This is a genomic window from Bacteroidota bacterium (assembly GCA_016195025.1).
Lineage (GTDB): Bacteria > Bacteroidota > Bacteroidia > Palsa-948 > Palsa-948 > Palsa-948.
Window position 1 is genome coordinate 26,865 of sequence record JACQAL010000052.1, and the last position, 24,949, is coordinate 51,813.

General features: G+C 43.5%; 9 protein-coding genes. 5 read left to right on the forward strand and 4 right to left on the reverse strand.

Annotated features, from left to right (window positions below):
- Nucleotides 1-35: 35 nt before the first annotated feature.
- The 5 genes from HY063_10295 (at nucleotide 36) to HY063_10315 (ending at nucleotide 8,599) form a co-directional block, all read left to right on the forward strand.
- On the forward strand, nucleotides 36-407 hold the full coding sequence (locus HY063_10295) for a four helix bundle protein (protein ID MBI3502175.1): 372 nt from the start codon (nucleotides 36-38) through the stop codon (nucleotides 405-407).
- A 48-nt stretch (nucleotides 408-455) separates the two neighbouring features.
- On the forward strand, nucleotides 456-1,502 hold the full coding sequence (gene pdxA / locus HY063_10300) for a 4-hydroxythreonine-4-phosphate dehydrogenase PdxA (GenBank protein ID MBI3502176.1): 1,047 nt from the start codon (nucleotides 456-458) through the stop codon (nucleotides 1,500-1,502).
- 356 nt (nucleotides 1,503-1,858) lie between these two features.
- Nucleotides 1,859-4,219: a protease inhibitor I42 family protein gene (locus HY063_10305; protein MBI3502177.1), complete on the forward strand. Its 2,361-nt coding sequence runs from the start codon at nucleotides 1,859-1,861 to the stop codon at nucleotides 4,217-4,219.
- Between the two features lie 44 nt (nucleotides 4,220-4,263).
- On the forward strand, nucleotides 4,264-5,316 hold the full coding sequence (locus tag HY063_10310) for a T9SS type A sorting domain-containing protein (protein ID MBI3502178.1): 1,053 nt from the start codon (nucleotides 4,264-4,266) through the stop codon (nucleotides 5,314-5,316).
- Between the two features lie 106 nt (nucleotides 5,317-5,422).
- Nucleotides 5,423-8,599: an amidohydrolase family protein gene (locus HY063_10315; protein ID MBI3502179.1), complete on the forward strand. Its 3,177-nt coding sequence runs from the start codon at nucleotides 5,423-5,425 to the stop codon at nucleotides 8,597-8,599.
- An 18-nt stretch (nucleotides 8,600-8,617) separates the two neighbouring features.
- Here the strand turns inward: HY063_10315 and HY063_10320 are convergent, their stop codons facing one another.
- From HY063_10320 to HY063_10335, 4 genes are all read right to left on the reverse strand, one after another.
- Nucleotides 8,618-9,679 carry a hypothetical protein gene (locus HY063_10320; GenBank protein MBI3502180.1) on the reverse strand — a complete coding sequence of 354 codons (1,062 nt, stop codon included), beginning with the start codon at nucleotides 9,677-9,679 and terminating at the stop codon, nucleotides 8,618-8,620.
- A gap of 10 nt (nucleotides 9,680-9,689) precedes the next feature.
- Nucleotides 9,690-10,463: a leucine-rich repeat domain-containing protein gene (locus HY063_10325; protein ID MBI3502181.1), complete on the reverse strand. Its 774-nt coding sequence runs from the start codon at nucleotides 10,461-10,463 to the stop codon at nucleotides 9,690-9,692.
- A 13-nt stretch (nucleotides 10,464-10,476) separates the two neighbouring features.
- On the reverse strand, nucleotides 10,477-10,911 hold the full coding sequence (locus tag HY063_10330) for a hypothetical protein (protein MBI3502182.1): 435 nt from the start codon (nucleotides 10,909-10,911) through the stop codon (nucleotides 10,477-10,479).
- 72 nt (nucleotides 10,912-10,983) lie between these two features.
- Nucleotides 10,984-24,861 (reverse strand): DUF1573 domain-containing protein, encoded by a 13,878-nt coding sequence (locus tag HY063_10335; GenBank protein MBI3502183.1) that lies wholly within the window; start codon nucleotides 24,859-24,861, stop codon nucleotides 10,984-10,986.
- Nucleotides 24,862-24,949 lie beyond the last annotated feature (88 nt).

A 24,949-nucleotide genomic window follows, 5' to 3' on the forward strand; every position in this document is an offset into this window, starting at 1 on the left:
ATGAGTTATTGAGTTTAACAACAAATACAGAATACATGACAAATGCTGAGTTTGCCGAATATTTTAAAAATCGGACAAAAAAATTTGCGTTAAACATCATTAAAAATTTTCAGAAACTTCCTAAAACAGATGAGGCAAGGATAATAGGGAAACAATTATTAAGATCAGCTACTTCGACTGCGGCAAATTACAGAGCGGTATGTCGTGCAAGGTCTGACGCAGAATTTTTTTCTAAGCTTAGCATTGTTGTGGAAGAAGCAGATGAATCTGTTTTTTGGTTAGAAATATTATTAGAATCAGAAATAATTATTGATTCGGAAATATCAAATACTAAGTCTTTATTAAAAGAAGCAAATGAAATTTTATCGGTTGTTTCTTCATCCCGAAAAACCATGAGAAACGGATAATTGCCTTTAACTCTTTAACTCAACCACTCATCAACTCATTAACTTAAAATGTCAGAAAAAATAAAAGTAGGCATCACGCAAGGCGACACGAATGGAATCGGGCTGGAAGTGATTATCAAAACTTTTTCTGATTCCGCCATGCTTGAAATGTGCACGCCTGTGCTTTTCAGTTCGCAGAAAACATTTTCATATCACCGGAAAGCGCTTAATACCGAAATGCGTTTCAACCCCATTCGCAATATCGAGCAAGCCGCGCATAAACAATTCAACATATATAATGTATACGAAGAAGAAATAAATATTGAATTCGGAAAATCTACGGAGACAGCCGGCAAGTATGCGCTTAAATCCATTGAAGCCGCCTGCGAAGCATTGGAGCAAAAAAAAATTGATGTGCTCGTTACTGCTCCCATTAACAAGCACAACATTCAATCGGAAAATTTTCAGTTCAAGGGGCACACCGAGTATCTGGAGATGCGCTTCAAATCAAATGCGCTTATGCTGATGTGCGCAGATAAAGTGAGAGTGGGAGTTGTAACCGGTCATGTTCCGCTTGCAAATGTTTCCGCCATTATCAGTGAAGAAAAGATTTTGCAGAAAATAAAAATCATGAACAAAACCCTCGTTGAAGATTTCGGAATTCGCAAACCGAAAATAGCGGTGCTCGGATTGAATCCTCATGCAGGCGATAACGGAACAATCGGTGGAGAAGAAAATGCGGTGATTGTTCCCGCCATTGCAAAAGCGAAAAATGAAAACCTCACTGTGCTCGGTCCGTATTCTGCCGATGGATTTTTCGGAAGCGGCATGCAGCATAAATTTAGCGCGGTGCTCGCCATGTACCACGACCAGGGGCTTGTTCCGTTCAAAGCACTGGCGTTTGATTCGGGAGTGAATTATACCGCAGGGCTTTCCATCATCCGCACTTCTCCCGACCATGGCGTGGGATATGATATTGCAGGAAAAAACCTTGCATATGAATCTTCTTTCCGCTCTGCCGTTTATCTTGCCTGCGATATTTTCAGAACGCGCAACGGATGGAAACAAATGACCGCTAATCCGCTGAAGCATTACGCGCAGAGCGAGCGGGAATAATTTTTATTTATCTGAAAACCTTTTAACATTTCTACCTTATTATAATGTATTCCTCAGAGCTTCCATGAGAAAATTTCTCAGCACTTAAGATACTTCGAATGGAAACCAATTGTAATGAGAATCAAATAAACAAGGCAAAATGTTCGACCAATGCCTAAAAAACTTCGACTAATACTTGACTTTTGGCGATTAATGTTGTTCCTTTGTTCTTGAGTTCATAGAAATTCTCTTTCACGTTCTTAATTTACTGCCGCGCTTTCAGCACTGAGAAGGTTTGATTGGAAAACAAAAACATCAACCTACATCCGGTGAAATTCGCAAAAGCGAATATTACCGGGCGTAAAAAATTATCTCTTATGAAAAAACATTTAAAATGTTTGTTTGCGATTCTCGCAACATTGTTCGCTTTCAGCGGGCAGGCAGGAAACTTTGTGCAGGTCACACAAAGTAATTCAGGGCAATCAGTTCAAATTGCCGCCAATCAGGTTTTAGAAATACAACTACCCAGAAGACCGTCTACCGGTTATATCTGGACTGAAATTTCTGCTTCTGTTAATCAGGCACAGCGCTCCGTTTCAAAAATTGGAGAGGATGAGTGGATAGCTGATCCCGCGGCTCCTGTAATGAAAAATGGCAAGCACATGGTTGGACAATCCGGCACTCAAATTATCAGATATGCTGGCACTTCTCAGGGAACCACTACTCTTTCATTTGAATTAAAACGCCCATGGGAAAAAAATACTCCTATGGATTATTTTACCATCACGGTTGTGTCGGATGGAAAATATACAGGAAGTTATTCTCCTGCAAAAAAAAACACAAGTGATATAAGTAACCATAAAACATTTACACCGCTTGGAGTCCCAACTACAGTCGATTGGCGTTCACAATGCCCGCCCGTAGAAAACCAGGGAGGTTGCGGAGATTGCTGGGCGTATGCATCTGTTGGAGTTTTTGAATGTAACATGAAAATTATTGATAACGTTACAAAAGATCTTTCAGAAGAATTTGTGACCGATTGTTTCACTCAGTGTAATGGCTGCAATGGCGGATGGTCTGCATTAGAATGTTGGATGCCCAATTATACCGGAGCCAACCCTCAGGGAGGAGGGGCTGTTTATGAATCTGATGACAAAACTACCTGCAATCAAACCGGAAATACAGGAACGTGCGGTTCCTCCGGTTATCCCCATCATGAAACAATTACCAGCCATATTATGGTTCCGAATGAAAATGCGAATGGAATTCCTCCGGATGCCGATATGAAAACCGCTATCTATAATTATGGACCAATTTGGATAGCTTATGATGCTTCAACCAATAGTAATACACAAAATTATTCTGGCGGAGTAATAACAGGAAGCGGGACAAATGTAGACCATGCTGTTATTATTGTTGGATATAAAGACGACAACTCTGTTCCCGGTGGCGGATATTGGATAGTGCGAAATTCATGGGGGTCAGGTTTTGGATTGAATGGGTATTTTTATATGTCTTATGGCTCTTATTCTATTGGAACCGAGGCAGAATACATTAATTATAAAGGAGGCATATCTTATGCTGCATTAGATGCCGGAACTTCTGCTATTATTTCCCCCAATGGCACCATTTGCAATACAACATTCACACCTCAGGTAACAATCGAAAATTTTGGAACAAGCACTCTCACATCTTGCACCATTCTTTATCATGTGGACAATCAAGCCAATCTAAGTCATGCATGGACGGGTTCACTTGCTAAGGGACAAACTGTGAATGTTACTCTTCCTGCCATGACAGTTTCCGGTGGCTCGCATACATTCACAAGCAGCACCAGCAACCCCAACAGCAGCACCGATGGAAACACAAGCAACGACCAGATGCAAAGTTCATTCAATGTTTCAACTACTGCTGCATCGCTTCCCTTGCAGGAAAGTTTTGAAGCCAGCGCCAATGTTCCTACCGGATGGACAATTGATGACGAAAGCAGCGATGGTTTCAAATGGGTGGTGAGCACTTCGGTGAGCGGATGGGGAACGGGCACGCACTGCATGGCGTTTGACAACTGCAGCCCGTCAACCGATATTACCGGAACAAGAGACAGGTTCATTACCACCGCGTATAATTTTTCAAACGCCACTTCCGCGCAAATGACTTTTGATGTGGCTTCCACCTATCTTATATTAAACAGCAAAACGTATACGGATACGCTTGCGGTGTTTTATTCTACCAATTGCGGAAGCACATGGAACAAGATTTATTATAAAGGCGGAGCCAACCTGGCAACCGCTCCCAATCTGACTGCTGCAGCTCCCACATGCTTTATTCCCACTTCATCGCAATGGCGCACCGAAACAGTTAACCTGAATGCGCTGGCAGGGCAAGGCAGCGTGATGTTTTCTTTTGAAAACCGTTCGCAGTGGGCGGAATGGATGTATGTGGACAATATCAATATCACTTCGGTAACGGGTGTTGCCGATTTGAATTCACCCGGCAATTTTACTATCTATCCGAACCCTGCCACTTCCTCTATTACAATTGAAGGAAATGTTCAGTCGGAAAAAATCCGCTACAGCATCTGCAACCTGATTGGCGCGGAAATAAAAGCGGGAGAAATTTCTTCCAGCGGAAATTTGTTCAAAGGAAATATTCCGGTAAGTGAACTGGCTAACGGAATGTATTTCCTGAAAGTTACCGATGGAGATTCTGTTTGGACTAAAAAGTTAAATAAGCAATAAGGTTAAAATTAAGAAGGGGGCATCAAGCCCCCTTCTTTTTACCTATGAGAAAATTTTATTTTACTTTTCTGTGCGTAACTGCTTTTCTCTTTAATGTTCAGGCGCAATATATTTTTAATGGCTGCAACAATCGCCCGGATTATGGAGATAGTTTAAAAGGAACTACAAGCCAATATGATTCTACAGGCATTGCTCCGGGAAGCAGCGGAGCAAACATCACATGGAATTATACGAATCTGACATTGAATAACACGAAACTGATTTCTCATTTATATAAAGACCCGGCAAAAACCAAAGATACTTCCGCTTCAGGTTCACCTTTATTTCCCGCTGCTAATCTTGCCGACTTAACTCCTAATGGATTTAATTCTTATTACCAATATACTCCTGACAGCGTAACGTATCTGGGTAATTATAAGGATGTGCATACGTATGAACTTGTATTTGGTTCGGAAAAACAAAATATCTGTCCTCTCAGTTTTGGAAATAGTTATTACAATTCTTTCTCCGTTCATCCCATTGGAGTATGTACACATAATTCATACATAAACAGAACAACTACGTATGACGCTTATGGAACGCTTAACATATCCAAGTCAAGTTACGCTGTTGCGCGGATAAAAATTGTAGAACAAGAGATAGATTCTTCCTGCACGCCCAACATACCTCCGGAATTTAAATACGATACTACTTATGTGTGGTTTGATATTAATACCGGTCAGCCGGTTTTTTCATGGAAATATTATTGTGATACCAACCTTCATTACATAAATAAATATGTGGAAGGATATTCTTATTCTCATTTGCCGGCTACCGTAGTTACAAGTGTTCAGCCGGTTGATGAACAGAAATCTCAGTTTATAGTTTATCCAAACCCTGCAAGCGCTTACGTTGCAATTGAAGGAACAAGCAAATCAGATAAAGTTTGCTACAGCATCTGCAACATGCTGGGCGCGGAAATAAAAGCGGGAGAAATTTCTTCCAGCGGAAATTCGTTCAAAGGAAATATTCCGGTGAGCGAACTCGCAAACGGAATGTATATGCTGAAAGTTACCGATGGAACAAACGCATGGACGAAAAAACTCAACAAGCAGTAACGAACCAGTAATCGTCATGTTGAGAAAGGGCTCTGATTTTTCGGAGCCCTTTTTATTTTCAGCGAAAAGAAAAAAGAATACTTTTGTTTTCTTCTAAAGTTCCCCTATGAAACGACTTTTTCTTCTCCTCACATTATTCATTATCCATTATCCATTATCCATTTTATTTTCCCAGGAAACTTTTCCCACCAATGGTGCTCCTGACAAACGCCATACTTATTATGCTTTCACCAATGCAAAAATTATTATTGATTATCAAACCACCATTGAAAAAGGAACACTACTTATTAAGGATGGAATTATTGTTGACGCTGGAACAACGGTTGCCATTCCGAAAGGCGCAGTGGCGTATGACTTAAAGGGAAAAAACATTTATCCCTCGCTCATTGATATTTACACAACGTACGGAATGCCCCTCCCCGAAATGAAAAAGCCGGGCGATAGAATGTTTTATCGCGGGCCGCAGATGGAAAGCAATATCAAAGGCGCGTATGGCTGGAACCAGGCGATTCATCCCGAAACAGAAGCCGATAAAATTTTTACCAAAGATTCAAAGAGCGCGGAAGAGTGGCGCAAACTTGGTTTCGGTGCGGTGATGAGTTTCAAGAAAGATGGAATCGCGCGCGGCTCTGCCGTTTTTGTCTCGCTGGCGGACGAAAAAGAAAATCAAATCATCCTGAAAGAAAAAGCCGCTGCCATGTATTCGTTCGACAAAGGAACCAGCACGCAGGATTATCCGAGTTCACAAATGGGAAGCATCGCCTTGCTGCGCCAAACATATTATGACGCGCAGTGGTATAAATCCCAAATTACAAATCCCAAATCCCAAATAGAATACAATATTTCTCTCGAGGCATGGAGTAAATTGCAAACTCTTCCGCAGATTTTTGAAGTGAATGATAAACTTTCTGCATTGCGCGCAGATAAAGTTTGTGACGAGTTCAAAATTCAATACATCATCAAAGGTGCGGGCGATGAATACCAGCGCATGGATGAAATAAAAAACACCAACGCAAAATTTATTCTTCCGCTGAAATTTCCGATGCCCTACGATGTGGAAGACGCGTACGATGCTTCGCTCATTTCCTATTCCGATTTGAAACACTGGGAAATGGCGTCCATGAATCCATCGGCATTCGAGAAAAAAAATATTCCGTTCGCGCTCACAACAGATGGGCTGAAAGAAAAAAATATGTTCTGGAAAAATCTCCGCAAGGCGATTGAATACGGGCTTTCAGAAAAAGAAGCGCTCAAAGCATTAACACTTTCTCCTGCTGAAATGCTCGGCATGCAAAATCAAATCGGCTCGTTGAAAAAAGGAATGGTGGCAAACTTTATCATCACTTCCGGAAATTTGTTTGACGAGAAAACTTCCATCTATGAAAACTGGGTGCAGGGAAAGCAATACGTGATTAAGGAGAAAGATATGCCCGACCTTCGCGGGAATTATAAATTGGAAGCGGAAAATAAAATTTACAATCTGAAAATTTCCGGTGATGCGGAAAAGCCAAAAGCCGATATCAGCATTCCGGTTCCGAATTCAAAAAAAGATTCAGCGAAAGTTTCTGCGGAGTTTTCTGTGGCGGGGAAATTAGTTTCCATGAATTTTATTTTCAAAGGCGACAGCGGCACAACGCGCTTCAGCGGAAATGTTGAGAATGAAAATCCTGCCACAATAAAAGGGAAAGGTCAATTGTCGAATGGGCATTGGGTAAACTGGACTGCAACATATTTATCCGAACTTCCGAAAGACACAGCAAAAAAAGATTCCACGAAAAAGGAAATCGTGAAACATTATCCAACCCTGGATGATGTGATTTATCCTTTCAATGCATACGGACAAAAGAAAATGGCTGAGCAACTTCCCAAAGCAATTCTTATAAAGAATACTACTGTCTGGACAAATGAGCCGGAAGGCATTTTGAAAAATCAGGATGTGATTCTTTTCAATGGAAAGATTATTAATATGTCTGGCGGTGCAACGATTGATTCAGCAACTACTGCAAAATATTTAGTCATAGATGGAACAGGGAAGCATCTCACTCCCGGAATCATTGACGAACATTCTCACATCGCCATTTCAAACGGAGTGAACGAAAGCGCGCAGGCATCGAGCGCGGAAGTTCGGATTGGAGATGTGATTGACTGCGATGATATAAATATTTATAGAAATCTTTCGGGCGGAGTGGTGGCTTCGCAGTTGCTTCACGGCAGTGCAAATCCCATTGGAGGGCAATCGGGAATTATAAAACTCCGCTGGGGAAAATCTCCCGAGGAAATGAAAATAAAAGGCGCGGACGGCTTCATCAAATTCGCGCTCGGAGAAAATGTGAAGCAAAGCAACTGGGGCGACTTCAACACCGTTCGCTTTCCGCAAACGAGAATGGGTGTTGAGCAGGTTTACTTTGATTATTTCACCCGCGCGAAAGAATATTCTTCAAAGTGGAAAGCATTTGGCGATGGAATGAAAGGAAATAAAACTACTGCCGGAATTCCAGAAATAGATTTTCTCGAATCATTAATTTATGGTTCTGCTCCACAAAATATTTCTTCCACTGTTGCAATGCCGAGAAGAGATTTGGAACTCGATGCCATTTCAGAAATCCTGAACAAGAAAATATTTATCACCTGCCATTCGTATGTGCAGAGCGAAATCAACATGCTCATGCACGTGGGCGATTCAATGGGCTTCCGCGTAAATACATTCACGCATATTCTCGAAGGATATAAAGTGGCGGACAAAATGAAAGCGCGCGGCATTGGCGCTTCTACTTTTTCAGATTGGTGGGCGTATAAGATGGAAGTGAAGGAAGCGATTCCCTACAACGCTGCTCTCATGGAAAAAATGGGAATTGTTACCGCGATTAATTCCGATGACGCGGAGATGTCACGCAGGTTAAATCAGGAAGCAGCAAAGTCAGTGAAGTATGGAAATCTTTCCGAAGAAGAAGCGCTGAAACTTTGCACGATTAATCCCGCGAAACTTTTGCATTTAGATTCTCACATGGGAAGCATCAAGGTTGGAAAAGATGCCGATGTTGTTTTGTGGACGGATAATCCTCTTTCCGTTTACGCGAAAGTTGACAAAACAATTATTGACGGACAAATTTATTTTGATGCCGACACCGATAAAAAACTCCGCGATGACATACGCACCGACCGCGCGCGCATTATTAATTTAATGATTCAGGCGAAGAAAGGCGGTGAGCCAACGCAAAAACCCGAGAAGAAAGAAAAGAAGGAATATAACTGCCGTGAGGAATTGGAAAATTCGGAATATTAATTTTTCTCTTACCAACCTTTAATAAGAAACATAATTATACTGAAGAAAGAATCCTCCTTCGGCAGGGGTGGATTCTGTCAGAAGCCCTTTTGAATTGTAGGTATCGGTGGAAACTAATTTTCCGTTTGAATAATTCTCCACGATTTTATTTTTCTTGGATACTTTTTCTTTTTTTGTGAGCGAAGCCGAGCCCTCTTTTTTTTGTACGGACGATGCCGAGAAAGCAGGCATGGCAGGAAAAGAAGAATTTTTTGGAAAAGCGAATGGCAGCGAAGAAGAACTCAGCACTTTTCCTTTGGTGTTGAGTTTGGTGTAGGTGATTTTATCTTTTTCGTATTTTTTCTTCTCGGTGGTTTTTGAAACTCCGTCTGAAATTATTTCTTCCGCCAGTTGTCCCTGCTTGTCGTAATTGTAGGTGTATACTTTATGCTCTGTAACTTTTCCTTTGTCATAGCGCATGTAATCCACCGGGAAACCTTTTTCATTGTACTTTGTGTAATCGGAAATTCCTTTCGGAAAATAATTGTGAACGGTTCGCTCCACCGGATTTCCGCTGCCGGAATATTTTATTTCGTCATTCATGATGGTATCTTTCCGCACGCGGAGCAATGAATACGTGATGCTGCGCTTTTCTCCCTTGTCGGAAAAATCGTATTCCCATTTGGTAACCGTTTGCGACATTTCGCTTTCGTAAATATCCTTGCGGTAGCGGTTCATCCAGCCGCCATAGTTGTAGGAATAATTTTCGCTGAAAGAATTTATTTTGGCGGAGTCCTTGTCAATTTTTCCTTCACGGTAATTCACCAGGTTTCCTTTCGCATCATATTCCCATTCGTTAAAGTAATACGTTTCTTTTTCGGAAGCGTTGGGAATAATTAATTTTATGAGGCATCCGTTTGCATCATACTCGCGCACAGAGTTGAAATTTTTTTTCTTTGTTTTCTTTTCCACTTTATATTCCCACTGCTGCTCCACATTATTTTTTCTGAATGCCGAAGTTTCATTGGTGTCGCAGCGGAAAGAGTTTTGTGCGAAAGAAACTGTTGGAATAATAAATATGAACAAAAAGAAGTTTTTCATTAAACAGAAATTAATTATTTATACTGATATACCAGCCATATCCATAAGGGCATTTATGAATAGAAGTGGAAGGCGGAGCTCCCCACATGTCCAGCAATGCATATCTTTTAATTGTTGAATTTACCCAAGGGATTTTGCAAATGTTTTGTGGAAGTTCTATAACTGCACCGCATTTGTATAAATTAAGAGACGACAAGTTTGATAAAGACCAAATTGATTGGGGAACTTTTTCCAGTTTATTTCGGCTTAAATTCAGTGTTTGAAGATTTTCAAATGAAGATATCAATGGAGAGATAGAAGAAATGTTGTTAAATTCCAAATTTAGATTGATTAAGTTTTCAAGCGTATAAAATGTAAAAGGAAGAGAAGTTAATTTATTGTTTGATAAATCTAAATTTATCAGATTCTTTAATCCTCCGATTTCTTCCGGCAGCAGAGTTAGTTCGTTTCTCTTCAGGTCGAGTTCTTTCAGGTTTACAAGATTTCCGAATTCTGCAGGTAATGTTTTAAGATAATTATCTCCAATGTCAGCGACTTCAAGATTTTTTAATTGGCTGATTTCAGGACAGAGTTCTTTGAGTCCGCAACCATAAAGTTTCAGAACTTTCAAGTTGGTGAGTTTAGCAATATCCGGAGATAGTTTTTCGAGTTGCGCGCCACTAAGATTCAGGTCCGTTATTTCGGCAGGATTGAGAAGCGCCATTTCAAGATTATGCGAAACTTTTTTTTCTTGCGCAAAACATGCGGAAGATAAAACCGAAAGAAGCAAAAATGAATACCGCATTTGGTGTTATGAATTATTTTTTTCTCCGGGAGGAATCCTTCGGACCCGCCATGCTGTAAGAAATCTTCAGCCAATTTACTAATTGTTTGTCCACCTCATTTGGATTTTCCAATCTGACATAATGCACCACTTTGGTTTTTGTATAGCGGAATGTCTTGTAAACGGGAAACTCATTCGTTTCCTCCGGTAGAAAAAAATCAATGTCGAGAGAATCTTTCCGCAATTTAACTCCCATAAACGTGCTGCTGTTTTTCAGCAGGATGCCGCTTTTCACCGGGCTCACATTCACCCTGCCGAATTTTTTTGTTTTGTTCAGAATTTTTTCATACACCTTTTTCACATTTGGTTTTTTGTTCACGAAATGCACACTGGCATTCACTTTCACGCACGAGTGATAATTGGTGGCATGTTTAAACTGCCTTCCGCATTTGGGGCAAATCCAGGGCATGAAAAAAAATTATGAATGCCAAAAATAAAAAACCCAGACAACTGCCTGGGTTTTATTGTGAAAAAATTTATTCTACCTGAAGAGGATAACTCGCTTGTTCACCGTTCCTTTTTCGGTAACTATTTCAAGGTTATAAACTCCTTCGGTGAAGTTGCGCGTGTTGATTTCATATTTGCGCTTTGTGATGCCGCTTGTTCCGCTGGAAGTATATTTCGCATTGGTGAGTGCGCTCACTCTGTCGCCCAGCGTATTTATCATGTAAATATCTATGGGCGATTCAAGCGTGGTGTTGAACTCAAGCGTGAATGCATCTATGGCGGGGTTCGGATAAATCAGAACATTTTCTACCGGAACATTTATCATTGGAACTCCCAGCGGATTCACCTGTACAATAATTGTTTTACTGCCGGAACATCCGTATTGATTTGTTCCGGTAACAGTGTAGGTAGTTGTTACGCTCGGGGAAACAATAATTGTCTGCGTGGTTTGCCCGCCTGGCGCCCACGAATAAGTTACCGCATTGTAAGCAGTGAGCGTTGCCGATTGTCCAATCACTATGGAAGTTGAATACGTATTCGCAGTTACCGGAGGATTCGGATTAATCGTAAGCACTGCCGTATCGGAAACAGAATTTCCGCAGCCCGCAGCATAATTCGCAACATAGAAAGTATAGGTTCCCACTGCTGAAATTCCGGTGTTGAAACTATTTCCTGAACCTGCCATGTTAATAAGTGTTGCATCGGTGAACCACTGAGGATTATTTCCGGTGGAAGTAAGCACGGCAGGATTTCCATAGCAGAGCGCAGTATCATTCGCAGTGGGTTTCACAGGAGCAGGATTAATAATGAGTGAAACAGAATCGGCTCCGCTGCTCACGCATCCGCTCAAACTATCTTTCACCCAGTAGGTGTAAACGCCCACCGCAGTTTGGCCGGTGTTGAAAGTATTTCCGGTGTTCACCAGGTTCGTGAGCGATGGATTGCTGTACCACATCGGGTTGAAGCCGGTGGAAGTAAGAGGCGGAATTGGATTTCCGAAGCAGGCAGTTACATTGTTCGCAACAGGAATAGCAGGAGAAGTTATAATGGAAAGCGTGGAAGTATCGGCAGCGCTTTCACAACCCGTTACAGAATCTTTCTGTGTTACATAATAAAAATAATTTCCGGGAGAAGTTTGCCCGGTTGTGAAAGAATTTCCTGTGAAGACAAGCGTCCATGAAGTATCATACCACTGCACATTTGTTCCGATTGCGGTGAGATTCGGAATTGAAGAAGCCGAACAAACGGTTGTATCAAGCGCAGCGGGCGCAGAAGGCAGCACATTAATCGTAAGCAGAACGGAATCTTTCAAACTTGCACAGCCGGTCATGGAATTGGTTTGCGTTGCATAGTAAGTGTAGGTTCCCACAGCAGTTTGTCCTGTTGAAAAAGTATCTCCGCTGAACACAACCATCATGGAAGTATCGTACCATTGAACATTTGTTCCAACGAAAATTAAATCGGGAACGGAATTGCCGAAGCAAACGCTCGTATCATTTACAGAAGGAGTTGCCGGCAGGGAATTAATTGTAAGCATTGCCGTATCCGATGGTCCTTGCGGGCAGCCGGGCGTGCTGTCAGTCGCAAAGAATGTATAAGTGCCAACACCCGTTAATCCTGTTGGATATGGATTTCCACTGAAAACAAAATTCGTAAGCGCAGCATTGCTGTACCAATTAATAATTGTTCCGGTGGTTGCATTCAAATCAGGAATTGCAGAGCCGAAGCAGGCAGACGTATCGGAAACAACCGGAGCGGCTGTGGGTTGAGTGCTGATGATAAGCAGCACCGCAACCGGCACACTGGAGCAGGCAGTCACTGTGTTTGTCTGCGTTACATAATAGGTATAAGTTCCCGCAGCAGTTTGCCCGGTATTGAAAGTGTCTCCGCTGAACACAAGCGTCATGGAAGTATCGTACCATTGAATGTTTGTTCCGGCTGCCACCAGCGGAGGAACAAGCGCTCCGAAACATACTGCCACATTTGAAGTGGAAGGAGCAGAAGCCGCATTGATTGTAAGCAGAACGGTATCACCCAAACTTTCGCAGGTGGTTACCGTGTTTGTCTGCGTGGCAATGAATGTATAAGTGCCTGGCGAAGTTACTCCGCTCGCAAACGGGCTTCCTGTTCCTACCAAAGTCATAAATCCATCGTACCACTTAATAGTTGTTCCGCTTGCGGTTAAATCAGGAGTGGGATTGCCGTAGCAAATTGCCGTATCGTTCATTGCAACAGGAGAAGAGGGAAGCGCATTGATGATAAGTGTTGCAGTATCAGCCGGACCTTCGCATCCGTTTACGATTTGCGTTACATAATACGTATAGGTTCCGGCAGCAGTTTGCCCTGTGGCAAATGAGGTTCCGGTAAATACCATTGCTCCGGAAGTATCATACCATTGAATATTTGTTCCCGTTGCGGTCAAATCAGGAATCACTGAACCGAAGCACGCGCTCTGGCTGGAAGTGGTTGGCGCAGCAGGAAGCGGATTGATGATAAGATATACCGTGTCGCTTGAACTTTGCACGAAGTTTACTGTTTGCGTTACATAATAAGTATACGTTCCCACAGCCGTTTGTCCCGTAGGAAATGGATTTCCGGAAAATACAAGATTGGTGAGCGCGGCATCATCGTACCATTGAAGATTTGTTCCTGTTGCCGTTAAATCAGGAACGGGCTGCCCGAAGCAAACCGTATCGTTCACTCCAAGCGGTGCTCCCGGCACTATGGTAAGAAGCAGAGTGTCTTTTGCGCTTTCGCAGCCGTTCATGGTTTGCGAAACATAGTATGTGTAAGTTCCTACCGCAGTTTGCCCGGTGTTGTAAGAATTCCCGCTTCCCACTAACGTGAGTGAAGCATCATACCACTGCACATTTGTTCCGCTGGCGGAAAGAACAACCGGAGGTCCTCCGAAAATAACCGTAGTGTCATTTACCGCAAGTGCAGGAGTGAAATTTATTTTGAAGAGTACAGTATCGGACGGTCCTTTGCATCCGCTGGAAGTTTGCGTTACATAATAGGTATAGGTTCCCGATGCAGTTACGGTTGGAGTGAAAGGGCTTCCGCTGAATTCAAGAAGGGTTGTTGCCGCATCGTCCCACCATTCAATGTTTGTTCCTGCCGCGGTGAAAGATGAATTGGGAGAACCAAAACAAACTGAATCGCTCTGCGGAGAAGACATGGGCGCAGCAGGAAGAGGATTAATGGTTACACTGACAGTTGCTGCCGCACCGGTGCATCCGCTTGCAGTTGCGGTTACAGAATAAGTTCCGCTTGAAGCAGAGGTTGCATTTGTAATAGTTGGATTCTGCAAAGAAGAAGTAAATCCATTGGGTCCGTTCCAGTTATAAGTCGGGCTTCCGCTGGCGCTCGCAGTCAAACTCAATGTTTGCCCTTCGCATACGGGAGAATTGCTTCCCGCACTTGGCGCTGAAGGAATCGGATTCACCGTTACAGAAACTGTGGATGCAGGACCTGCACATCCGAATTCAGTTGCCGCAACAGAATAAGTTCCTGTGGCAGCAGTGGTTGCAGCAATGATGACGGGATTCTGCGATGAAGAAGTAAATCCATTTGGTCCGCTCCATGAATATGTCGGGCTTCCGCTTGTGTTTGCGGTCAAACTCAAATTACTTCCATCGCAAATCGGAGAATTGCTTCCCGCTGCAGGAGCCGATGGAGTTTGATTTATAGTTACCGAAGTTGTTCCAGCCGCGCTTTGAGGACATCCTGCATTAATTGCAACTACCGAATACGTTCCGCTTGCAGAAGTTGTTACACTTGCAATGTTGGGATTCTGTGCGGTGGAAGTAAATCCATTCGGTCCGTTCCAATTATATGCTAAACCGGAATTCGATGCAGTCAAACTTAATGTTTGACCGGAGCAAACCGGAGAATTGCTTCCGGCTGTTGGAACCGAAGGCGGAGTATTTACAATCACCGTGGTTGTTCCCGCAGCGCCTGTGCATCCGTTTTCGGTGGACGTTACAGAATAAGTTCCTGCATCGGCAGTTCCCGCAGAAACAATAACCGGATTTTGTGCGGTGGAAGTAAATCCATTTGGTCCGTTCCAGTTGTAAATTGCTCCAACACCTGCAACAGCAGTTAAACTCAAATTATCTCCCGTGCAAACCGGAGAATTGTTTCCTACTGCAGGCGCAGCAGGAATCGGATTCACCGTTACAGAAGTTGTTCCTGCAGGACCCGTGCATCCGAATTCAGTTGCTGTTACAGAATAATTTCCAGATGCGGCAGTTGTCGCAGCAACAATGACAGGATTTTGTGAAGCCGAAGTAAATCCGCTTGGACCATTCCATGAATAAGTCGGGCTTCCACTTGTGCTCGCTATTAAACTTAAATCCGTTCCCGCGCAAATCGGAGAATTGCTTCCGGCAGCAGGCGCAGAGGGAGATTGATTAATCGTAACTGAAACCGTTCCCGCAGAACTTGTCGGGCATCCCGAAACAGTAACCGTTACCGAATAAGTTCCGCTTGCAGCAGTGGTTACGCCTGCAATGATTGGATTTTGCGCAGTGGAAGTAAATCCATTCGGTCCGTTCCAGTTATAAGTTGCACCGCTGACTGTGCTTGCCGTCAAACTTAAAGTTTGTCCGGAGCAAACAGGAGAGTTGCTTCCTGCTGTCGGAGTTCCCGGAGGAGGATTCACGGTTACGCTTACAGTTCCCGCAGGACCTGTGCAGCCAAATGCAGTTGCTGTTACAGAATAAGTTCCGCTTGCAGAAGTTGGCGCAGCAACTATGACAGGATTTTGCGAAGTGGAAGTAAATCCGCTCGGACCATTCCATGAATAAGTCGGACTTCCGCTTGCGCTCGCTGTTAAACTTAAATCGGTTCCTGCACAAATCGGAGAATTGCTTCCGGCAGTCGGAGCAGATGGAGTTTGATTAATCGTTATCGAAGTTGTTCCTGCCGCGCTGATCGGACAACCCGGAACACTTGCCGTTACAGAATAATTTCCGCTTGCGGCAGTAGTGACGCTTGCTATATTTGGATTTTGTGTGGTAGAAGAAAATCCATTCGGCCCATTCCAGTTATAAGAATTTCCTGAATTAGATGCAGTCAAACTTAATGTTTGTCCGGAGCAGACAGGAGAATTGCTTCCTGCTGTTGGAACGGAAGGAGGATTATTTACAACCACAGAAGTTGTTCCCGCAGGACCAGTGCATCCGTTTTCAGTTGCAGTTACAGAATAATTTCCGGCATTAATTGTTCCGGCAGAAGCAATCACAGGATTTTGCGAAGCGGAAGTAAATCCATTCGGTCCGTTCCAATTATAAGTCGGACTTCCGCTTGTGCTTGCTGTTAAACTTATGTTATCTCCCACGCAAACCGGACTATTGCTTGATGCAACAGGAGCCGATGGTGTTTGATATACGGTTACGCTGGTTGTTCCCGCAGCGCTTGGCGCACAGCCGGGATTAATTGCAATAACAGAATAAGTTCCGTTTGCTGCAGTGGAAACCGAAACAATAACCGGGTTCTGCGAGGTGGAAGAAAATCCATTTGGGCCCGTCCATGAATAAGAAGCGCCTGTGGAAGTGGCAGTCAAACTTAAATTTTGTCCCGAGCAAACAGGAGAATTGCTTCCGGCAGTTGGCGCAGCAGGCGGAGGATTCACAATTACATTCACGGTTCCGGCAGGACCTGTGCAGCCATTATCCGTAGCAGTTACCGAATAGGTTCCGGCATCGGTTACCGATGCAGAAATAATTACCGGATTCTGAAGCGTGGAAGAAAATCCATTCGGTCCGTTCCAATTATAAGTGGAACTTCCCATCGTGCTTGAAGTTAAACTTAAATTATTTCCCGTACAAATCGGAGAATTGCTTCCGGCAATTGGCGCAGCAGGCGTTTGATTTACTATCACGGAAGTTGTTCCTGCAGGACCCGTGCATCCGTTTTCCGTTGCAGTTACTGAATAAGTTCCGCTGCCAAGCGTGGTGATATTGCTGATGGTTGGATTTTGTAAGCCGGAAACAAAACTATTGGGACCGTTCCAATTGTAAGTGGGACTTCCGCCTGCACTCGCTGTTAAACTCAACGTAGTTCCCGAACAAACCGGACTATTGCTTGAAGCGCTCGGTGCCGATGGAGTTACATTCACAGTAACCGAAACAGTTCCGGCAGCACCGGTGCATCCATTCACAGTTGCAGTTACAGAATAGGTTCCCGACTGAGCAGTGGTGGCGCTTGTAATAGTTGGATTCTGCAGCGAAGAAGTAAATCCATTCGGTCCGTTCCAATTATAAGTTGCACCGGTAATTGTGCTTGCGGTCAAACTCAATGTCATTCCCGTGCATGCAGGATTATTGTATCCGGCAGCGGGAGCGGAAGGAATTGCATTCACAGTTACAGAAGTTGTTCCTGCAGGACTGGTGCATCCGTTATCAGTTGCAGTCACAGAATAATTTCCGCTCGCTGCAATAGTTGCAGCAACAATAACCGGATTTTGATTTGTTGAGGTGAAACTATTCGGTCCGTTCCAATTATAAGTGGAACTTCCAACAGTGCTTGCGGTTAAACTCAAATTGTTTCCAGCGCAAATGGGAGAGTTGCTTCCTGCAGCGGGAGAAGAAGGAGTTTGATTCACTACAACCGTAGTTGTTCCCGCAGAACTTGCAGGACAGCCGGAAACCGTTGCCGTAACAGAATAAGTTCCTGCCATTGCTGTGGTAACTGGTGTGAGAACAGGATTCTGAACGGAAGAAGTAAAACTATTCGGTCCGTTCCAATTATATGTGGCGCCTGTAATTGTGCTCGCAGTCAAACTTAAATTTTGCCCGGTACACGCAGGCGAATTGCTTCCGGCAGTGGGTGTGCCGGGCGGAGCATTAATAGTTAGTTTAACTGTCTTCGGCAAACTCGGGCAACCGTAAACAGAATCGGTTGCCGTTACATAATAGGTATAAGTTCCCACTGCAGTTTGAGTGGAGACAAAAGAATTTCCAACGTGAACCAAGTTTGTAAGAGGAGGGTTATCGTACCATTTAATTGTATCGCCAGCATTTCCGGTTGCAATCAGCGGAGGATTCGGACTGGTGCCGAAACAAACAGCAGTATCTTTTGAAACAGGCGCAACAGGCGCAACAGAATCAATTGTCAGAGTAACCGCAACGGAATCCAGTTTTTTCAGCGGGTCATTTGAATTGATGTAGATGTGATAATTATAAGTTCCGGGATTTGTTCCGCTCTTTACAAATATCAGCGTTGACACAAGTGTATCCATAGCCGGTGTTGTGTCTGAAACCGGAACAAAAGTTACCCATCCGGGAATGGAAGAAGGCACCGGAGAATTTGGTTTCACTGCCGATGCCCCATTCACAAAAGTTCCGTTATGTCCTCCTGAAGAAAGGTCATTGGCAGTGCCGTTGTCAAAATTATAATAAGCAACCAGACCGGTTTCATTTCCTTTGAGCGGAGAATATAGGGTGGAGGTAATCTGCGATTGCGCGCGCGCGTAATTCCAGATGCGAACCTCATCAATTAAGCCGGGAAAATAATCTCCGCAGCACGATTCGCCACCAATCCAGGTTCCGCCCGAATAGCCGACATAATTTGGTTCAACCGTTCCGGAAGCTTTCAGCACGCCATTCACATATACTCTCGCAGTGGTTCCGTCATCTGTTCCAACGATATGATACCATGTTCCGAGCACAACCGAAACTCCCGATGAAATGGTTTGCGTGCAGCCGCTCGGCTGGCGGATTTCCATTCCTAAAACCCCATTGTCCTGCACAATTCCCCAGTCATAGCAGGCGCCCATTCCTCCCACAATGGTATGTCTTCCCCCGGGAGTTCCCGAAGGCATCACCCATGCTTCAAGTGTCCATTTGCTTCCGGGCGACCATGCTCCGGTATTTACATATTGACTGGAACCATTCACGGATAAACTTTTTCCTCCGGTGGCAGTAAGGTTCCACGATAATGGGCTGCCGCCTGTGTTACATATGTGTAGCGAATCAATTATGGTATCCTGGCAAATGGAAAAATGCACATTATATGAATTCGGGAAATGACATTCAATCGGGCGGGCAAAAGATTTTCCCAGCAGGCAAACTTTCCGTATGGTATCGTTATTCAGAATGGTGAGCGTGTCGTAAAAAGTTACCGGGGAAGTTACCGGGGAAAACGTGACAACAAGCTGGGTGGAATCTCCGGGAAGAAGATTAAATATTTTTGGCGCGACAGTGAACACAGAATTGTTATTGGTAATGTTTGTTACTTTCAAAGTATCGCAACCGGTATTTTTCACATAGAACGTATCGGTATTCGTGGTGTATTCCATAATGGAATCGAGATACAAACAATTTTTTGAGAGCGTAATTTTTCCTTTGCCTGTAACATTAAGAGTTACCGGAACCGTATCTTTTCCTTTTAGCGGATCGTTCGAAGAAATAATTATGGTGGTGGAGTAAGTGCCAATGGTTAATCCGCAACTGTTGAATGTAATATTTGTGATGGCTGAGTCGTTCGGTGCAATTGTATCTGTTATAATTGGAAATGTAATCCACTTGGCTTGCGTGCCGGTAACGGAAATATCATCCATATCAATTCCGCTGTAAACAACGGAACCATCACTGGTGAAAAGAAAACGCACATTAATTGAGTCGCCATTATTTACAAAAGGTGTCAGCGAAATAGTATGCTGCGTCCAGCTATGAAAACTGCAGTTAAGAGTTGTTAAGGTATTGAATGGTCCGCCATTTACGCTGAGTTGAACAGAATAATAATCGAAACTGCATTCTGTTTGCCCTTTCTCCCAGAAATTTAACGAGCAGGTTGTTTTGTCGCTTACGGTTAATTTTTTAGCAAGTTGAATATATTGGTTCATGCTGTTGGAATAATTGCCGATGGGACTTTCCTTAAGAGAATATGTTCCCGAATGCGGGTCTGCAACAATTGCCCATGTGTTGGGCGAACCTCCGGTTACCCACTTTGATAATCCGTTTTCAAATCCTTCAACAAAATTCTGGTTGCCCGTAACCTGCTCAATAAGATTGCTTCCTCCGGTGTTATGCACTGTAAGCGGAAGCGTAATGGAATCGCAGCACGAAAGAGTAACGTTAAAAGCAGAAGGCGAATGGGTTTCAATCGGGCGTGCAAATGATTTTCCCGATAAGCAAACTTTTTTTGTTACATCGCTGTTTAAAATAGTGAGCGTATCATAAAATGGACCGGGAGAAGTTACCGGGCTGAAAGTAATTTTCAGTTTAGCAGAATCTCCGGTAGCAATTTTAAATGAAGTTGCGCTGACGGTGAAAACAGAAGTTTGTTTGGTGATATTGGAAACCGTTAATGTATCGCATCCGGTATTTTTTATATAAAGAGAATCGGTATGCGATGTAAATTCCATAATGGAATCGAGATACAGGCAGGTTTTTGTCAGGGAAATTTTTCCCGCGCCAATCACCGTTAATGAAACAGGAACCACCACCGGATTATTCAGCGGGTCGTTATTGCTGATGGAAATATTTGCCGTATATGTTCCCACGCTCAATCCGCTCGAATTAAAAGTTACGGCAACCGTATTGGAAGAACTTGGCGTAACGGTTCCTGTATTGGGCGCAACTGCCAGCCATCCTAAAAGTTTTATGGTGTAATCTTCCGCCTGTCCGTATTGTTCATTGCTGCACGATGTCGGAATGGAAGAGAATTGGTAATCGGACGCTATGCGCATTCTCACCGCTTTGTTTTTTACCGCTGAAGTTGGAACTATGAATGTCCCCGTGTGAATTGCATTCGGAAGCGAGTTGAGATTATTCATGATTTGTTCTCCGCTCTGAAAAACTCCGTCATTGTTGTAATCAATCCATGCTTCCACGTATTCATTGTAACTTGTTCCTGTTTGCACGGAAAGCGTGTATATTTTCCCAGGAACAAGAATTGTGTTTTGAGTGGATGTATAATCTTTATAGCCGTCAATTCCGTTACCCGTAGAATTATTAATTGTGTTTAATGTGACGTTGTAAATTCCCATCCCGCAGCAATAGCCGGTGGTAGTTGGCGTGCAGGAAGCAGCAATGGGAAGTGCATTTCCCTGAATATTTATGTTGTAGATAAGATTATTTCCACCCGAGTTGTTTATGGTAAGAATAACAGTAGCCGAATCAACGCAGGCAAGCGTATCGTACAAGGGAGAAGGGCTCACCGAAATAATCGGCCGCGGAAATCCTTTTCCCGACAGGCAAACTTTTTTTGTTACATCGCTGTTAAGAATAGTAAGCGTGTCGTAATAAGTTCCGACAGTAGTTGGTGCAAACGTTACGATTGCTTTTACGGAATCGCCCGGAAGAATATTTCCTGAATTGGGAGTAACCGTGAAGAAAGAAGTTTGCGTAAAAGCATTGGTAACTTTCAACGTATCGCATCCTGTATTTTTGATGTACAAAGAATCTTTATGCGTGGTGTAAACCATGATGGAATCAAGGTACATGCAGTTTTTTGAGAGTGTAATTTTTCCTGCGCCCGTCACCGTCATGGTTACAGGAACAACATCGGGGCTATGCACCGGGTCATTTGAATTAATCGTTATACTGGAAGTGTAAGTTCCAACTATAAGCCCGGTAGAAATAAATTCAACCGGCATTTTAACAGTGTTGTTGAAAGCAACTGTATCGGTGGAAGAATCAAAAATCAGCCATGCAGGAGCAACCGGAGCGTTGGGTGTAACGGTGGTGGCTCCGTTATTTAAAGTTCCGTTATGCCCTCCGGAAGAAAGGTCGGTTACGGTTCCGTTATCAAAATTATAATAAGCAACCAGCCCCGCTTCATTTCCGAAAAGCCGCCTGCCCATAGTGGAAGTTATTTGCGATTGAGTGCGCGTAACATTCCAGATGCGGACTTCATCAATCAATCCGGAAAAATAATTTCCGCAGCACGATTCGCCTCCAATCCAGGTTCCGCCCGTGTAGCCGGAATAATTCGGGTCTACCGAACCTGAACTTTTCAAAACTCCGTTCACATAAATTTTTGCAGTTGTTCCGTCATTCGTTCCGACAATATGATACCATGTGCCGACTACTGCAAGCACATTCGATGAAATTGTTTGCGAGCAGCCTCCGGGCCTTATTCCAACGCCAAAGTATCCGTTCTCCAAAACAATTCCCCAGTCAAGACAACCGCCCATTCCGCCTGCAATCGTGTGCCTGCCTGCCGGAAGCGAAGTGGGTCTTACCCACGCTTCAATAGTCCATTTAGTTCCGGGCGACCATGCGCCAATGTTCGCATATTGACTGGAGCCGTTTACGGATAAACTTTTGCCGGAAGAACTGGAAGTGAGATTAAAATATAAATCGCTTGCCCCGGTATTGCTGACAGCAAGCGTATCGTAAACCGTATCCGCGCACGTGAGCGTTTCATTAAAACTGCCTGGGCTATGCGTTTCAATGGGAGCGGCAAATGATTTTCCGGAGAGGCAAACCCTTTTGGTTACATCATTATTTAATATGGTAATGGTATCATAAAAAGTCCCGACAGTGGTTGGCGCAAAAGTGACATAAACCTTTGCGGAATCGTACGGAAGAATATTTCCTGAATTGGGAGTTACGGTAAAAACAGAAGTTTGCGTGAAAGCATTCGTGACTTTCAGTGTATCGCATCCAGTATTTTTTACATAGAGAGAATCGGTGTGCGTGGTATATTGCATGATGGAATCAAGATACATGCACGATTTTGTGAGGGAAATTTTTCCCGCACCAATTACAGTTAGAGTGGTGGGAATATTTACCGAACTGTTCTGCGGGTCATTAGAATTAATTGTAATATTTGTGCTGTAAGTTCCTGCCGCATAGCCGCAACTTTTGAATTTCACGCTCACAATTGCAGAGTCGCCAATAGAAACATTTCCTGAAGCAGGTGTTACCTGCAGCCATGGAATGCCATAAGAAAACTCAACACTCATGGTTTGCGTAGGACCATTGCAGGTTGCTGTATTGATGCCCCCCCAGTTGTTGTTTCCGATTTCGGGCCGCAACAAATAAACATTGGGTGATGCTCCGTCACAGTTGCAGGCCACTGTATTTACAGCAAGTTGAATTCCTCCGTTGCAGGCGTTTACATAAACATTCCATGTATTACCCGCCACCGTAGTGCTGTAATTAGTTAGGGTGTTCATTGCATTGGCAATATTGGCAATGGCAGTTGCATCGGTAAGTGTAATCCCAGTTGGATTATTGGAACCGTATATTCTTAATTTATTATAAGGATGCGAAGTAAGTTGCTGCCTGAAAGTTACCCACGCTGTTGCTTGTGTAGTTGGTGTTTGCCCTTGGGTGAATGATTGGGAATATAAAATGGTAGAACTATACCCCGATAAATTATAATTCAGAGTACTTCCGCCCGTATTAAAAATTTTAAGAGTATCGGTTGTTGAATCACAGCAGGCAAGAGTAGCGCTTAAAGAAGTGGGTTTATAAGAAAGTACCGGAGCAGGAATGGAATACCCCTGTAAACAGAAAGTAGTATCGGCTGCATTATTATAAACGGTAATGGAAGTAGTGTGATTGCCCGATGTGGTTGGACTGAATTTCACAATTAATTTTCCGGAATTGATTGCCTGAATAGAGGAAGGATATGAAACAACGGAGAACTGCCCGTCTGAAGAAACTACGCTTGAAATAATAACCGAATCGCATCCGTTATTGCTGAGCAGGATGGTATCGTTTTCATTGGCGCCTGTAATCAGCGTATCGTATTTCGGGCAGGAGTTGGGAAGTGAAATATCAAGATTCAAAGTTTGTGTCGGGCACATTTGTGTTACGCGCACGGCAACGTTTCTGCTTGTATAGGTTCCGTCTCCCAACTGCCCGTATCCGTTATACCCGCACGCCCATATTGAACCGCTGTTATCCATAGCAAGGGTATGATATAATCCTGCCGCCACGAAAGAGATATTCGTTAAGCCATTCATCTGCACAGGAACGGCACTTCCTGAAAAAGAATTATTTCCCAATTGCCCGTAACCATTGTAGCCCCATGCACAAGCAATGCCGTTTACTTTGGCAGCAATGGAATTATATCCTCCTGCCTGAAGAACTTTTATTCCGGTAAGAAATCCAACATTGCCGATTCCGTGAATCTGCACGGCAGTTGTGCGGTCTGAATAGGTGTTATCACCTAATTGTCCGTAACCGTTATAACCGAATGCCCATCCGGTGCTGTCGGTTTTTAAAATAACTGTATGATAAAGTCCGCCTGCAATTGTTTTTGCTCCGCTCAATCCTGAAACCTGCACAGGAATTATTCTCTGCGTTGTGGTTCCGTCTCCTAATTGTCCATTGCCATTATATCCCCATGCCCATGCTGTTCCGTTATTTTTAACCGCCAATGAATGGTATCCTCCGGCTCCGATTGAAATTACTCCTGAAATATTATGCACCTGAACAGGAACATTGCGCCCGGTAAAAGTGCTGTCTCCCAATTGTCCGTATCCATTATATCCCCATGCCCAAACTGTGCCGTCATTTTTCAATGCCAGAGAGTGATATCCTCCGGCAGCAATGGCAATAATTCCTGTCAATCCTGAAACCTGAACAGGTACTGTTCTTGTGTTGTAAGTTCCATCTCCCAATTGTCCGTATCCGTTATATCCCCACGCCCAAACTGTGCCGTTATTTTTTAAAGCAAGGTTATGATTCCACCCGGCCGCAACCGAAGTTACTCCGCTTAATCCTGAAACAGCGCCTGAAAGATTTCTGTTTGTGAAAGTGCCGTTTCCAAGTTCTCCGTCACCATTGTATCCCCACGTCCATGCTTCGGAACAAGCGCTGCACTGCGCAGCAGAATGATAATAGCCGCCAGAAATCGTTTGCGCGCTGGAGGAAGAAATCAAGAATGAAAAAAATCCGGAGAAAGAAAAAAACAGCGATATAAAAAGTGCGTAAAAAATTTTCTTCATGAAGATGTATTTTATTTCCGGATGAGCATTATGTAAGGGTCGTAAAAATAATAAAATGTTTCTGACAGAACAGATATTTTTTTAAAAA